Annotated in this window: 12 protein-coding genes; 7 read left to right on the plus strand and 5 right to left on the minus strand. The window is 41.6% G+C overall.

All coding sequences use genetic code 11. From position 1 onward, the window contains the following. Window positions 1-68 precede the first annotated feature (68 nt). The 3 genes from NSQ29_RS06855 to NSQ29_RS06865 all read right to left on the minus strand — a co-directional run bounded on the left by NSQ29_RS06855 (window position 69) and on the right by NSQ29_RS06865 (window position 3,360). Complete coding sequence (locus tag NSQ29_RS06855; RefSeq protein ID WP_341124648.1) at window positions 69-956, minus strand: DMT family transporter; 888 nt, start codon at window positions 954-956, stop codon at window positions 69-71. Then, the gene (locus NSQ29_RS06860) at window positions 953-1,804 is read right to left on the minus strand and encodes an AraC family transcriptional regulator (protein WP_341124649.1); all 852 of its coding nucleotides are present in this window, start codon (window positions 1,802-1,804) and stop codon (window positions 953-955) included. The genes NSQ29_RS06855 and NSQ29_RS06860 overlap by 4 nt, the downstream gene beginning before the upstream one ends. A 92-nt stretch (window positions 1,805-1,896) precedes the next feature. Then, on the minus strand, window positions 1,897-3,360 hold the full coding sequence (locus tag NSQ29_RS06865; RefSeq protein ID WP_341124650.1) for an ATP-binding protein: 1,464 nt from the start codon (window positions 3,358-3,360) through the stop codon (window positions 1,897-1,899). A 205-nt stretch (window positions 3,361-3,565) separates the two neighbouring features. Here NSQ29_RS06865 and NSQ29_RS06870 point away from each other — a divergent pair, with 205 nt between their 5' ends. Next, complete coding sequence (locus tag NSQ29_RS06870) at window positions 3,566-4,288, plus strand: MOSC domain-containing protein (protein ID WP_341124651.1); 723 nt, start codon at window positions 3,566-3,568, stop codon at window positions 4,286-4,288. Window positions 4,289-4,371: 83 nt separating this feature from the next. Beyond that, window positions 4,372-6,441 carry a serine hydrolase domain-containing protein gene (locus NSQ29_RS06875; RefSeq protein WP_341124652.1) on the plus strand — a complete coding sequence of 690 codons (2,070 nt, stop codon included), beginning with the start codon at window positions 4,372-4,374 and terminating at the stop codon, window positions 6,439-6,441. 95 nt (window positions 6,442-6,536) lie between these two features. On the opposite strand, the gene NSQ29_RS06880 is transcribed toward NSQ29_RS06875, so the two are convergent. Both NSQ29_RS06880 and NSQ29_RS06885 read right to left on the minus strand, forming a co-directional pair. Further along, window positions 6,537-6,740, minus strand: a complete 204-nt coding sequence (locus NSQ29_RS06880) for a hypothetical protein (protein ID WP_341124653.1) — start codon at window positions 6,738-6,740, stop codon at window positions 6,537-6,539. Window positions 6,741-6,748: 8 nt separating this feature from the next. Then, window positions 6,749-6,967 (minus strand): flavodoxin domain-containing protein, encoded by a 219-nt coding sequence (locus NSQ29_RS06885; RefSeq protein ID WP_341124654.1) that lies wholly within the window; start codon window positions 6,965-6,967, stop codon window positions 6,749-6,751. 413 nt (window positions 6,968-7,380) lie between these two features. Between NSQ29_RS06885 and NSQ29_RS06890 the strand changes: the two genes are divergently transcribed. From NSQ29_RS06890 to NSQ29_RS06910, 5 genes are all read left to right on the plus strand, one after another. Further along, a complete protein-coding gene (locus NSQ29_RS06890; protein ID WP_042189760.1) occupies window positions 7,381-7,722 on the plus strand; it encodes a DUF4181 domain-containing protein in 342 nt (113 codons plus the stop codon). A 227-nt stretch (window positions 7,723-7,949) separates the two neighbouring features. Then, window positions 7,950-8,855: a phosphatase PAP2 family protein gene (locus NSQ29_RS06895; RefSeq protein ID WP_341124655.1), complete on the plus strand. Its 906-nt coding sequence runs from the start codon at window positions 7,950-7,952 to the stop codon at window positions 8,853-8,855. A gap of 84 nt (window positions 8,856-8,939) precedes the next feature. Next, window positions 8,940-10,295, plus strand: a complete 1,356-nt coding sequence (locus NSQ29_RS06900) for an MFS transporter (protein WP_076286555.1) — start codon at window positions 8,940-8,942, stop codon at window positions 10,293-10,295. Between the two features lie 33 nt (window positions 10,296-10,328). Further along, window positions 10,329-12,593, plus strand: coding sequence for a beta-glucosidase family protein (locus NSQ29_RS06905; protein WP_341124656.1), 2,265 nt, complete (start codon window positions 10,329-10,331; stop codon window positions 12,591-12,593). Between the two features lie 24 nt (window positions 12,594-12,617). Beyond that, on the plus strand, window positions 12,618-14,318 hold the full coding sequence (locus NSQ29_RS06910; protein WP_341124657.1) for a glycoside hydrolase family 3 protein: 1,701 nt from the start codon (window positions 12,618-12,620) through the stop codon (window positions 14,316-14,318). The last annotated feature ends 110 nt before the right edge of the window (window positions 14,319-14,428 follow it).

Consider the following 14,428-nt stretch of genomic DNA (forward strand, 5'->3'; position numbering starts at 1 on the left):
CTAATTAGTTTTTAGATCCACTCCATATATTGGAATAGCTTCGTATTTTAATCCTAGGAGATGAATGATTATTTCGGTTTGCGTTCAGAAATATATGAACCGGTTAGCGTCAAGAAGGTTCCCAGCAAAGTTGCCCAGGTGATCTTTTCATTCAGGATAAGGGCAGAGGCTGCCACCGTAACTACAGGCACAATATATATGTACACACTTGTTTTTACGGCTCCTAAAATGCCTACAGCTCGATTCCAGGTGACAAAACATAAAGCTGAGGCTCCCAGTCCTAAAAAGAGGATGTTAGTAATATTTTGGGTGTCTTTGAATCTACTTAGATCCAAATGAAAATCAAAGATAAATAAAGCTGGCAGCATAAATAGGATTCCATAAAAAAACACTTTACGGGTAGCCCCAATCGTATGAACCTGTAAATCGCTTATTTTTCGCATTAATACAGAGTAAATGGCCCAAACCATAGGGGCTATGAAAGCCAAGAGGTCTCCGATCGGGTTCAGTTTTAGAAGAAAACTTCCATTTAGCCCGATTAAAATAATTCCTGACAGCGCAATTACAAATCCTATTATAAACTGACGGTGAAATTTCTCTTCCTCCAAAAAGAAGTGAGCAATCACAGCTGTGAAGAATGGAGCAATTGAGACAATCACGCCTACATTGGAAGCAAGGGTGTAGACTAGGGCAATGTTCTCTAGAAGAAAATATAAAGTAATTCCACATAATCCTGCTGAAATAAATAGTAATTCTTCCTTAAAGGATTTCGTTCGCACTGGACGTGAATAGATCAGTAACAATACAAAGTAACCCAAAAGAAAGCGGAAGAACAGGATTTCAACAGGTGTAAAATCCGTTAATAGTATTTTTGAAGAGATAAAGGTCGTTCCCCAGATGATAATCGTAATTAGTGCCAGCAGATGTCCCGTATGGGTCTTGCGTTGATCCATCATATCATGCGTTCCGTTGATCGCGTTTGTCCCGGCTGTTGAATAAATATACGCATGTATTGCTTAGGGGTTAAGCCAATCAATTTTTTGAAAAAATTTGTGAAATGGCTCTGATCGCTGAATCCGGTTAGTGAGGCCACTTCTATGGGGAGTACTCCTTGTTCTAAAAGTCGTTTGGCCTGATTAATCCGAATGGTTTCCAAGTATCGATAAGGAGATATCCCTTTTTGTCTGGTAAATAAACGCAGTAAATGATATTTGCTTAAGCTTGTCAATTCACTTAATTGATTGAGGGTAATATTCTGCGCATAATGAGTCTCTATGTATTCGCAAATGGTTTTGATTTCAGAGGTAAGGTCTTGTGAAGAATAGAAGGGCTCTGCATCGGAATATTCCCTCAGAAGCTGCTCCAGGAGAAACAGAAACAATTCTTCTTTTTGAAAATCAGTTTGATCCTCTAATATCATTTGATGTAGATCGTGTAATGAGGTTGCTAGTTCACTTTGGTAAAGCGCATTATGTGTGAACCGAGGCAAGTAGTCCATGCCGGTAATTTCAAACACATACTTACGCATTATCTCAGGCTGAATATTGAAGGCGCGGTAATCAAAGGAGTTTCCGTCCATCGGTTCACAGGTGTGGGTATCCTGCGGATTAAAGATGATAACATCTCCGCTGTTAAGGATATGTTCTTCATTGTTACAAATCATAAGTCTTTTGCCTTGTTCAATAAAACCTATAACGTAATAGTCATGAAAATGGTTAGGGAATTTCTGCATGATCCCTTCAAAGCGATACGCCTCAAAATTCAAGCCGCTATCGAAGACGATGGTCCGAACTTCACGAGTCACTGCTGCACCTTCTTTTCCAGTTATGTATAAGCATTATAATGTGAAAATCAGGTGCATTCTTGCACGATGTTGCGATTCCGGAACTTCTTATGTTATATGACAGCTTCCTCTGGCTCTAAAATTTTTGGAATGGTTACCGTAAATGTTGTGCCTTGCTCAGGGACACTTTCTACAGTGATCGCTCCGCCATGATTATGTACAATATTCTGCGTGATCATAAATCCAAGGCCTGTTCCTGTTTCTTTTGTCGTATAAAATGGTTTACCAAGTGCTTTAATCTGTTCCTCTGTCATCCCGCACCCTTCATCTTGCACGCTGATTCGGGCTTCGCTTTCATTTGTAAGCACATGAATATATATATTTCCTCCACTATTCATGGCTTCCATCGCATTTTTAAGTAAATTAATAAATACCTGTTTCAGCTGATAAGCCTCACCATGGATCCATATGGAGTGATCTGTACAGACAGGGAGGATCTGAAGGTTTTTCAGTGCAGCTTGTCCATTCATTAGTGTGGTGACTTGTTCTAGTAAAGATAATAAATCCACTGGTTTACTGACATGCGTCGTTTGTGGCTTGGATAAAACCAGTAGCTCGTTGACGATAAATTCGATGCGTTTCAATTCTGACTCAATAATGAAAAAATATTTATCATTCATGCGCTCGGAAGAGCGAAGCAGCTTCATAAAGCCGTTAATGGCGGTAAGCGGATTTCTGATTTCATGAGCGATTCCAGCTGCTAATTGCCCTGCGGTAGATAATTTCTCGGATTGGATTAGCCGTTCTTCTTCCAGCATTTGCTGAGAGACATCTTTAAATATTCCGATAAATGCCATGTTTCCATTGAAGATAATCGGTAATGTGAATCCATCCACAAATTTCTGCTGACCATTTAAGCAATTAATTAAGTAGCAAACAGAGCCAATCGTGTCACCACTATAATATCTTTCCCTTCGTTCTTGGAGGATTGCATGATTGGTAAGGTCTACAATATTAGTAGTGGATGTACCCATCAATTGATTCAGGCTCTCCGCATGGATTAACTGTAAGCCCGCTGAATTCACATACTGAATAATCCCTTTTGCTGTAATAACAACGGTCAGAGGTAATCCCTCCAGGAGTTGCAGGAATGATTTATCTTTTTCTAGTAGACTGCTTTCCGCTTCTTGCAGCTGAGTTTCTATATGCCTGATCAAGGTCTTGTTCTCAAATTGAGTAAAATAATATAGGGGTGCACCATTAGCATCCGAAACGATAGATATGGAGATCTCTAATGATAACAGCTGTCCGGTTGGTAGGTAGTAGTCCTGTTGGAATCGATGCGGATGGATGTTCATAGAGGAAAGAGACCTTCCAAGCTCAGCAATTTCATGGATCTGACTTAGAAGGGTTCGGACGGATGGTGAAGGTGTTATTAACTCGTTATGATCATATCCCAATAGGGTACTTAGGGCTGAATTCCATTTTAGGAACGTTCCATCTAATGAAACTAGAGCCATTCCAATTACAGCATGAGTAAAAGCAAAATCAAAACTTTGGAATTCATTGGACCGCACTGCTATTCACCTCTCATATTCTTTCCACTATATGTAATAGTCATAGTATAAAACATATAATCAAATAAAATATATAAATTTTTATGTGATCGAGAATCGTTCGAAATAGCTATGTGTTGTTGTGAAAATAAGGGTGCAAGAGTCAAACGATTTCAGTTAGAATTAAAGGATATGTTGTATTTTTAGAAAGTGGAGGCGTTGTACCGTGAAATCAATCGTAGGTGAAATCAGAGAAGTTAATCGCTATCCAGTCAAGTCATTTGCAGGTGAACGATTGGAAACCTGTGTAATAGAATCGTATGGAATGTTAGGGGATCGCTTCTGTGCCTTTTATGATGAGTCAAAAGAGGGCTGGTGGCGGTATTTTACGGCTAGAAATAATCCTAAAATGCTTACCTACCAAGCGCAATTTATCAATGGAGAAATTCATGTAAGGGCTTCGGATGGACGAACCTTTGGGTGGGATGAGCATTTATTGGAAGAAATCCAAAGCCAAACTAAAACGCGAATTACCATGTCTAGTATAAAAGCTTCACATCCACAGCCAGAGCACCCGCAACTGTTATCGGTGGATGGCGCCAGTATTTTACTCATTACGGATGCTAGTTTGAAGAAGCTAGAGGCTGCGTGGGGACATTCCTTAGATCAGCGCCGGTTTCGTGGGAACTTTGTTATAGCTCTAAGCGATGAATCTCTTTTCGAAGGGGATTGGATCGGGCGGCAGCTCTCCATAGGAGATGTTCAGCTACAGGTAGATAGTTTTTGTGAAAGATGTATGGTTATCACGATGGACCCGGATAGTCAGGAAAGAGACCCTAAGTTATTGAAAAAACTAAACCAAGAGTTTGAACTACACTTCGGAGTGTACGCTTCTGTAGTTAAGACAGGGGAAATCAGAATCGGAGACAAAGTAGAATTAATGGATTAGATAATGATATAAACGTCCTTTACATTCTCATATGGATAATTTACCCTTTAAAGGAATGGAAAATTCATAGCGGGAGGGAATGTATGAAGAAGAAAATAATATCCCTGTTGATGGTATCTTTACTTTTAGTAGTTTATCTTCCTACGAATGCATTAGCAGCGGATAGCAGCAAAACGCAAACATATGTGAACACTCAGAAGCTCGCGGCAGAGAAGGCAGCATTCTTAACGGAAAAGATAGGAACGACAAGTCTCCAATATGCTCTTATCGATGGCGATAATATCGTTATGAGCGGCACAGCTGGATACAGCCATGTGGAGAGCAAGACAGCACCAAGCACTACAACGATGTATGGAATTGGCTCGACGAGTAAAATGTATACGACCGCTTCTATTATGAAGCTCGTTGATCAAGGAAAGGTAGATTTGGATGCACCTGTCGTATCGTATCTGAATAATTTTACAATGGAAGATTCACGCTATAAGCAAATCACCGTACGAATGCTGCTGAATCATTCATCAGGTCTTGGGGGTTCGAACTTATCAAACTCTTTCTTATTCAATGATTCTGATTCTATCGCCAAAGATAATTTGCTAGCGACTTTGACAACTCAACGCCTAAAGGCAGATCCAGGAGCCTACTCAGTATATTGTAATGATGGATTTACGCTGGCGGAGTTGATTGTTGAGAAAGTTAGTGGAATGGACTTCACTACATTCATCCATCAGAATTTTACAGGTCCTTTAGGGCTTGGGCATACGAAAACGCCAGTAGATTCTGTGGATTCTAGACAGCTGGCAAGTGTATACAATGCTACCTACCCTGCCGCTTTACCCCAAGAGACGATTAACGTGATTGGAACAGGGGGCATCTATTCTACGGCTGAAGATTTGGTGCGATTTGCAACTATTTTCACTGGAGGATCGAAAGAAATTCTGTCAGAAAAATCAGTAAAAGCGATGGAGCAAGAGGAGTACAAGCGTGGAATGTGGCCAAAAGGAAAAGATAATTCGTTTGCGTATGGATTGGGCTGGGACAGTGTAAATTTATATCCATTCAATCAGTACGAGATCAAAGCTCTGACAAAGGGTGGGGATACAACTCTGTATCATACTTCACTTGTTGTATTGCCTGATCAGCAGATGGCAGCAGCTGTGGTATCTTCTGGTGGGGATAGCACAACCGATCAGATGCTTGCTAACGAAATATTGCTCAGTGCGCTACAAGAAAAGGGAGTTATCAAGGAACTAAAACCTACACCTACATTTAAAGCTTCGAACAAAGAGGTTATGCCGCAGGGATTGCTGGAGTATGCTGGTGTCTATGCTGATTCTACACAACTGATGAAGATAGAGATTAGTAAAGCTGGGGAATTGAGTATATCTTCAATTATGGCACCTACATTTCCAGGTCAGAAATTTTCGTATAATACAAACGGTGAATTCTTAGATGCAACGGGTACTAATAAAGTCAGCTTTGTGAAGGAAAGCAATGGTCGTGTCTACCTTTGGATTCAAGGGTACGGGGTCATTCCAGGGCTTGGTGAGACTGCTCTTTCTCAATATTCGGCTGAAAAGCTAGAGGCAAACGCTTTATCCAATGAGGTCTTGTCAGCTTGGCAGCAGCGTCAAGGGAAATTGTATTTTGATGTCAGTGAGAAGTATAGCTCACAATTTTACATGAGTATGCCAGTAGCTGGAATTGCTATGTTCCCTGATGCACCGGGCTATATGGGCTCAAATAAAATAACTGGGCCGAATAAAGCTGAAATGACCGTGCAAATTCCAACTTTAGGTGGGCGCGATCTTGCGGATATTGTTTTTGAAAATAAAGAGGGCGTGGAGTATCTCAAGGTTGGAAACCAATTATTTATAACGCAGGATGCCATTAAACCTGTCTATGCCGGCCCGCAATCATTGGTAACCATTCAAGCAGATGGATATGCGAGATGGTATGAAGTACCTGAGACAGCATCAGGCAAGTTGATGACAGTAGGGCTACCACCTAAAGGTTCCTTTGCTGTCTATGATGCGAATGGTGTGTGTGTAAATTTCTCTACTGTCAGTGGTCTTACGAAAGTTAAACTTCCGAATAACGGGAAGATTGTATTTGTAAGCGATGTGGGTGCGAAGTTTGAATTGACAATCAAGTAGTAATAAACCATTTAAGTATATTTTATTAAAAAAGATCCTGTTATCCAGATAATATATCTGGATAACAGGATTTTTATTAGAAAATTCTATATTCCCTATTTAAAATTCTTAGAAAACTCTTTTATTTTATCTACAAAAATCCCCTTGAGCTGATCAGTACCTTCTTTGGGAGCCTTATAGGCTTTATAACCGCCAAAGGATTCGATGCAAACCGCAGCTTTTTTTAAATCATCTGGGAAATTCTTCTCAATTAACTCCTCCGTAGTCTTTGGTTTTTCGTTACAAATATAGTAGCCCATCTTCTTATTTAGTAACTCATCTTTATTTTTTTGATAAAATCACGAATCGCTTTATATATTTTCTCGTCTCTTACTCCAGCACCTAAAATAATGCTATCAAATGCCTCAAGACTTGGCTTCTCTATTTCAATATTACAGATCTTACTCTGAGGAAGCTCTTCTGATAATACCTTTGCGCATTGCTCTGTTGCCCCTGATTTTGTAGCGTATAGAATAAGTACTGCCATTGTGGTCCCTCTTTTCAGTTTAAATTGTTCAGGTTTCAAAATACTCTCGCAAATCTAATATCTTGATAATCGAGATATTATCTATACTATCGAAAATGCAGATCTTTTGTCAAGTTAGAAACAAGTTCTCATGCGTTAATCATACACCCTTATTATGGTATCATAGGAATAATTATGGTATCACTAACTACATCTTTTAAGAATCAAACGATAAAGAGGGGAGTGGAGATAAGTTGAGTATTATCGTAATGCTAGTCATCTATTTTTTGCTTGGAGTATTCGTGATTAAATTAGGCATCGATAACTCTAGAAGTACGCAAATATCAAAAGAAATATTAAATGAGTTAAGAGAAATCAAAGAACTAATGATAAGAAATAAATATGAATAACTTCTTAGAAGGAGGGCATCAGGATTGATCATTCCATTTTTATTATTAATTATTGCTTTTTCTGGTTTTTTTCTAAGGATATGGATTGTTGGCCCGGATAAAGAAAAACTTTCTGACGACGGTAATGAGCTAAATATAAAAGGTAAATTAATACTCGGACTTATTGGATTAATTTCGGTAATTGTCATAATGATAGCTGATGGCGTACAGGGGATGGGAATGAAGTGGTTTTGGATTGTATTCATAATTATTTCCCTAGGATTTCAGTCATTTATTGATTGGAAATTTTTAAAGCATACGAAACAACATATCGTTTCACTGATTTTGTTAGTTGAAGGTGTGGTGTTAGTTTATTTCCTTTTCTAATCGTTTGTACCATAAAGCCTAATCTCCTTTCAGTGTGTACAAGGGATTAGGCTTTTTTGCTTATTGTAGATAAACGATCCTTTTGATTTATTGATCACTTTTTCACATAAGAGGAGGGTTAAAATCTACCCTAGTTTTAGTTATTATTCGCCTATCCGAATTCATGAATGGAGCTTTATAATCTCAAATGTAAGCGTTTCCTAAATGAGTATAAAGGGGATGAGGAGATGACGACAAAAGGGACAAAACGTTTTATATGGGGATTTCTTATAGTATGGGTCATGTTAATGACGATCTTTACGTTTAATGATCTGAATCTATCCAAAGCTCTGTATAACGAACATGAATCGCGGTTTGGTTGGTTTTTTGAGGTATATGGAGAACATCCAGCTTTTCTAGTGTTATTCGCAGCTGGGAGTATTCTATTTAGTACGGTTAGAAATGAACGGTTGATAAAGAAGATTATGGTCCGTCTGGTGTCCGGATTTTTCATCCTACTTAGTGGATTTGGTATTATAACGATTACTTTAACTCGTGGGTATGGGCTGGATGGAGATCATGTTATGATCAACAGTTTAATTATAACCGTACTATTTGCAACGTTGTGTCAATGGCTATTGAACCGTATAGCTGTTCAAACGCTAAGACAGTATAATCGTGCTGCTTGGGCAGCTATCGTGATCGTATTCGCGGAGATTCTGCTTGTAAATGTCCTCAAAATCTTTTGGGGCAGGATGCGTTTTCGTAATATGGAGGGCGATTATTCTCTATTTACAAGCTGGTTTCTCCCCCAAGGCATTCAAGAGAACGGCGTCACAACGGAAGCATACAAATCCTTTCCTTCGGGTCACTCTGCCAATGGCTGGACCATGATGCTGTGGATGATGTTTATGCCTTTCGCTAATAAATGGCGCAATATCATGCTTGTCTGTGCGGTAGTGTGGGGAATCAGCACCTCGACTAGCCGCGTCATTATGGGAGATCATTTTGCAACGGATGTATTATTTGGAGCATTTATTACAATTACTTGTATGCTGCTGTTCTGTAAGCTCTTTAAGGTTGATCTGTATCCTAATAGTCAGCCTAACGCTACCGCTCTGTTAAAAGATAAAAATGCCCCCTATTTTCGTTAAAATACGGACAGTTTAAAAGAATCAGCTTCAGTACAATGCAATTAAGAAAGCGCTAACAAAATGCGGCGCAGGGGAGATGGTAGTATGAATGAAAATCAAATGCCATGGAGAGAGCGAATCAGTTATGGGCTAGGGGATACCGCGTCAAATCTGATATTCCAGATGACAACACTTTACCTCATGTACTTCTATACGGATGTGTTTGGTCTGAACCCTGGTGCAGTAGCTGTGGTATTTCTTGTTGCACGGGTAATCGACGCGATCGTCGAGCCGTTCATTGGTGTCATGATTGACCGCACGCAAACAAAGTGGGGGAAATGCAGACCCTATTTTCTTTGGCTTGCTGTTCCTTTCAGCTTGACTGCAGTACTTATGTTTTTGACGCCGGATTTTGGTGATACGGGCAAACTTGTATACGCATACATTTCGTACACCGTGCTCGGTATTATGTATTCCGGTATTAATCTACCACTGTCTGCAATCCTGCCAAGTCTGACTAGTAATTCTAATGAACGTACAGTGATCAATACGGTTCGTATGATATTCGCCGTGATTGGGGTTGTTACAGTTAGTGCTGGAACGATGCCGCTTGTGAAAGCTTTTGGTGGTGGCGATCAAGCAAAGGGTTTTCTGGTCACCATGATCTTGTTCTCAAGCATTGCACTGCTGCTGTTTCTAAACATGTTTGCGAACACTAAAGAACGCGTAAAAGCCATTGATGAAAAACCGCTTCCGATGCGAGAAGGTGTTAAAGCGCTCAAAGGCAATGTACCTTGGTTGATAATGCTTCTGATGAGCTTGTTCCTGTGGATCACAACATCGATACAAGGACAGACCAGCATTTATTATATGACCTATTATATGAAAAAGCCTGAACTCATTCCTATCGTGAATTCGATGCAATTGTTGATGATATTTTCGATGGTGATCGCTCCTTTTGTAGTGAAGAAAATTGGGAAAAGGAACACAATTATTATGGGATCAGTGGTTTCTATCATTGGCTACCTTATTGCAATTACTGGGGGGAATGCCCTTTCTGTTCCGGTGCTGTTGGCAGGGCTTCTTATAAGCGGGCTTGGCATGGGAGTAGGAGCAGGTCTGATTTTTGCAATGATGGCCGACACGGTTGATTATGGGGAGTGGAAATCAGGTGTTCGGGCACAAGGCCTACTTTATTCAGCTGCTAGTTTTGGGGTTAAGGTGGGGATGGGACTCGGTGGAGCACTTGGTGGGGTGATATTGTCGATGGGTGGTTATGTAGCTAACTCCACGGCGCAGTCAGAATCCGCATTAGCTGCGATTTCATTTAACTATTTGTGGGCACCGATTATTGGCCAAATTATTATGATTACTTTGCTGTTGTTCTATCGTCTTGACAAGGATCAACCCGTTATGATGCGTGAACTCGAGGAACGTCGCAATTCTTCTATCGCTATGTAAAGAAACTAGTCATTCATAAGGAGTGAAATGAACATGGTACCTAACATTCAAGAAATTATTGCACAAATGACTTTAGAGGAAAAAGCAGGTCTTTGCTCAGGACTAGATTTCTGGCAGACAAAAGCCGTCGAACGTCTAGGTATTCCATCCATCATGATGACAGATGGTCCACATGGTCTGCGTAAGCAAAAAGCTGGGAATGATCATTTGGGTATATTCGATAGTGTCCCTTCTACTTGTTTTCCGGCAGGAGCTGGAATGGCTTGCTCTTGGGACCGGGAGCTAATGAAGCAGGTAGGCGCAGCCATTGGGGAAGAGTGTCAGGCAGAAGATGTCTCTATTTTACTGGGGCCTGGAGCTAATATTAAACGTTCACCCTTATGCGGCCGCAATTTTGAATATTTCTCTGAAGATCCGTATTTATCCTCCGAGATGGCAATAGGCCATATCGAAGGCGTTCAGAGCCAAGGCGTAGGAACTTCGTTAAAACACTTTGCTGCAAATAATCAAGAGCATCGGCGTATGTCTGTAGATGCAATTGTAGATGAGCGTACACTAAGGGAAATCTATTTGGCGAGCTTCGAAAGCGTTGTGAAAAAAGCGCAGCCATGGACCGTTATGTGCTCCTACAATCAGGTGAACGGTGAGTATGCTTCAGAGAATCCGTATTTACTCACGGATATATTAAAAGAAGAATGGGGACATGAAGGGTTCGTAGTTTCTGACTGGGGTGCGGTGAATGAGCGAGCTAAAGGCTTAGCTGCAGGTTTGGAGCTAGAAATGCCGTCAAGTAATGGTGCCGGTGATCAGAAGATTATCGATGCGGTTCAGAGCGGAACATTATCTGAAGCAGCACTGGATCGTGCGGTGGGTCGCTTGCTTTCTATTATTTTCAAAGCTGTTGAGAATGACAAAGAAAATGCTTCTTATGATCCTGAGGCACATCACCAATTAGCTAGAGTTGCTGCCAGAGAAAGTATGGTGCTACTCAAAAATGAGGATGGGTTGCTTCCTCTGAAACGTGAGGGCTCCTATGCCGTGATCGGTGATTTCGCCCGTAATCCACGGTATCAAGGTGGTGGAAGCTCACATATCAAGCCAACTAGGTTGGATGATATATATTACAGCCTTCTAGAAGAAGCGGGTTCATATGCGAAATTGAGTTATTCTCAAGGTTACGTTTCTGATAGCGATGAGCCGAGTCTGGAACTTATTGGGCAAGCCATAGAAGCCGCTTCACAAGCAGATACGGCGATTGTGTTCGTCGGATTGCCAGAGCGCTATGAGTCTGAAGGCTACGACCGGACTCATCTTCGTATTCCAGAGAGTCAGATCCGCTTGATCGAAGCAGTCGCTGATGTTCAGCCTAACACTGTCGTTGTGTTGAGTAACGGATCGGCCATTGAAATGCCTTGGATCAGCAACGTCAAAGCTGTGCTTGAGGGTTATCTAGGTGGGCAAGCGCTTGGTGGTGCCATCTCCGATCTGTTATTCGGAAACGTAAGCCCATCAGGTAAGCTGGCAGAGACCTTCCCTTTACAGCTGGAACATAATCCTTCCTACTTAAATTTCCCTGGCGAAGGAGATACTGTTGAATACAAGGAAGGATTGTTCGTAGGATACCGCTACTATGATGCTAAGCGGATAACACCTTTATTCCCGTTTGGATATGGTCTCAGCTATACAACATTTGCATACTCTGATCTTTCGGTAAGTTCGCACTCTTTGAAAGATACTGACACGCTGCAAGTAAGCGTGAAGGTTACCAATACTGGCGCTATGCAAGGCAAAGAAGTAGTACAGCTATATGTAAAAGACGTACTCAGTAATGTGGTGCGGCCAGAGAAGGAGTTAAAGGGCTTCGCGAAGGTAGATCTGCAGCCTGGGGAAACGAAGCAGGTAAGCTTTACGCTTGATAGCAGAGCGTTTGCTTATTATAACGTGAAGCTGAAAGATTGGCATGTGGAAACCGGTGAATTTGAAGTTTTGGTGGGAGCTTCCTCCCAAGAGATCCTGCTTGTTGAGTCTGTGGTTGTTGAATCAACTGTATCCCTCGCTAAATCCTATACCCGTAATTCAACTATAGGTGATCTTATGGGAGATCCACAGGCTGCTGCTATTATTCAAGCCATGCTGTCACAAGCTGGTGAGATGATGCCCATGCTTCAGGATGGCTCGGAAATGATGATCGAGATGATGCGCAACATGCCGATTCGTGCAATGGTTATGTTCAGTCAAGGTGCTATGACGGAACAAGGGTTAGATGAGCTGATTAATCTATTGAATTCCAATAAATAAATCTGGGAGAGTGAGATAAAAGACATGATAGATTTGAAAGCTAAACCGTTTCATCTAGATGATGAGGGGATTAAATGGGTGGAACAAACCTTAGCCTCTCTGGATTTGGCGGGCAAGGTCGGGCAGTTATTTTGCCCGATCGGGTTCACCGATGATAAGACGCAGCTGGCACTTTTGACACAAGGGATTAAGATTGGCGGGATTATGTTCCGTCCCGGCCCAGGAGAGCTGGTGCAAGAAACACATCGCTACTTACAGGATACATCGGATATTCCGCTGCTAATTGCAGCTAATCTTGAAGCAGGAGGTAATGGTTCTGCGGCAGAGGGTACTTTCTTCGGTAAGCAGCTGCAAGTGGCGGCGACGGATAATACCGAAATGGCTCGTAAACTTGGTATCATTGCCGCGCGGGAGGGTGGTGCTGTAGGCTGTAACTGGGCTTTCGCACCCATTCTCGATATCGACTATAATTTCCGTAATCCGATAACCAATGTTAGAACATTCGGTTCTGATCCGCAGAGAGTAGCTCGCATGAGCAAGGCGTACACCGAAGCGATTCAAGAGCATGGCATGGCCGTATCTATTAAACACTTCCCTGGGGATGGCGTTGACGAAAGGGACCAGCATTTGTTGACCTCTATTAACTCACTTTCAGTGGAAGAGTGGGATGCTACCTTTGGGAAGGTATACGCGGATTGTATAGAAGCTGGCGCACATACGGTTATGGTAGGGCATATCGCTCATCCCGCCTATTCCAGAGAATTACGTCCGGGGATTACAGATTTGGAGATTATGCCTGCAACGTTAGCTCCTGAGCTTTTAAATGATTTATTGCGTAACAAGCTCGGCTTTAATGGATTAATTACTACAGATGCTACGCCAATGGCGGGATTCACAATGGCAATGAAGCGGGAGCTAGCGGTTCCGACATCCATCGCTGCGGGTTGTGATATGTTCCTCTTTAACAAGAGTTTAGAAGAAGACTTTGCCTATATGATGAAAGGAATTGAGACCGGCATTCTGACGGAGGAGCGCGTGAACGAAGCAGTGACTCGTATTCTTGCAGTGAAAGCTGCGCTGGGACTTCATAAGAAGAAACAACAAGGCACGCTCGTTCCAGAAAAAGAAGCCCTTGCCGTCCTTGCTTGCGAAGAGCATGTGCGTTGGGCTCAGGAATGTGCAGATGAGTCAGTAACATTAGTGAAGGATACACAGGAGATGCTCCCCATTAGTCCTGAGAGTCACAAACGTCTACTTGTATTCACACTAGGAGGCGAGGAAGGTTTATTCGGAGGGGCAGATATTGCACCGTACTTCATTTCCAAGCTAAAAGAGGAAGGATTCGAGGTAACGCTCTTTAATAAGAGTGAAGTTGATTTCAGTGCCATGTTCGGAGGTGTAAAAGCGTTAACGGATCACTATGATGCTGCGGTCTATATCTCAAATCTGGAGACCCATAGTAATCAAACCGTTGTACGGATTAATTGGGCACCTCCATTTGGGGCAGACATGCCATGGTTTATTCAAGAAATGCCAACGATGTTCATTTCTGTAGCGAATCCTTATCATTTGATCGACGTCCCGCGTATACCAACGTTCATTAATGCCTATTCACCAAGTAATTATGTGGTAGATGCACTGATTGAGAAGCTTGTGGGGCGTTCCTCCTTTAAAGGAGTTAATCCTGTGGATCCGTTTTGTGGCTATTGGGATACACAACTATAATTAGAATTCATAGAGATCTGTAATAGTATCAAGCGATTGAATAGGATAGTTCTATTCAATCGCTTTTTTTATAATATAATAGGGCATAAGACATATATTGAGAGAGTGAG

The sequence above is a fragment of the Paenibacillus sp. FSL F4-0236 genome (assembly GCF_038000135.1).
Lineage (GTDB): Bacteria > Bacillota > Bacilli > Paenibacillales > Paenibacillaceae > Paenibacillus_AQ.

What these genes read in the sequence shown, in the direction of transcription:
- NSQ29_RS06855 (WP_341124648.1), bottom strand. Translation starts at nt 956, where the DNA reads ATGATGGATCAACGCAAGACCCATACGGGACATCTGCTGGCACTAATT.
- NSQ29_RS06875 (WP_341124652.1), top strand. Translation starts at nt 4,372, where the DNA reads ATGAAGAAGAAAATAATATCCCTGTTGATGGTATCTTTACTTTTAGTA.
- NSQ29_RS06880 (WP_341124653.1), bottom strand. Translation starts at nt 6,740, where the DNA reads ATGGGCTACTATATTTGTAACGAAAAACCAAAGACTACGGAGGAGTTA.
- NSQ29_RS06885 (WP_341124654.1), bottom strand. Translation starts at nt 6,967, where the DNA reads ATGGCAGTACTTATTCTATACGCTACAAAATCAGGGGCAACAGAGCAA.
- NSQ29_RS06895 (WP_341124655.1), top strand. Translation starts at nt 7,950, where the DNA reads ATGACGACAAAAGGGACAAAACGTTTTATATGGGGATTTCTTATAGTA.
- NSQ29_RS06900 (WP_076286555.1), top strand. Translation starts at nt 8,940, where the DNA reads ATGAATGAAAATCAAATGCCATGGAGAGAGCGAATCAGTTATGGGCTA.
- NSQ29_RS06905 (WP_341124656.1), top strand. Translation starts at nt 10,329, where the DNA reads ATGGTACCTAACATTCAAGAAATTATTGCACAAATGACTTTAGAGGAA.
- NSQ29_RS06910 (WP_341124657.1), top strand. Translation starts at nt 12,618, where the DNA reads ATGATAGATTTGAAAGCTAAACCGTTTCATCTAGATGATGAGGGGATT.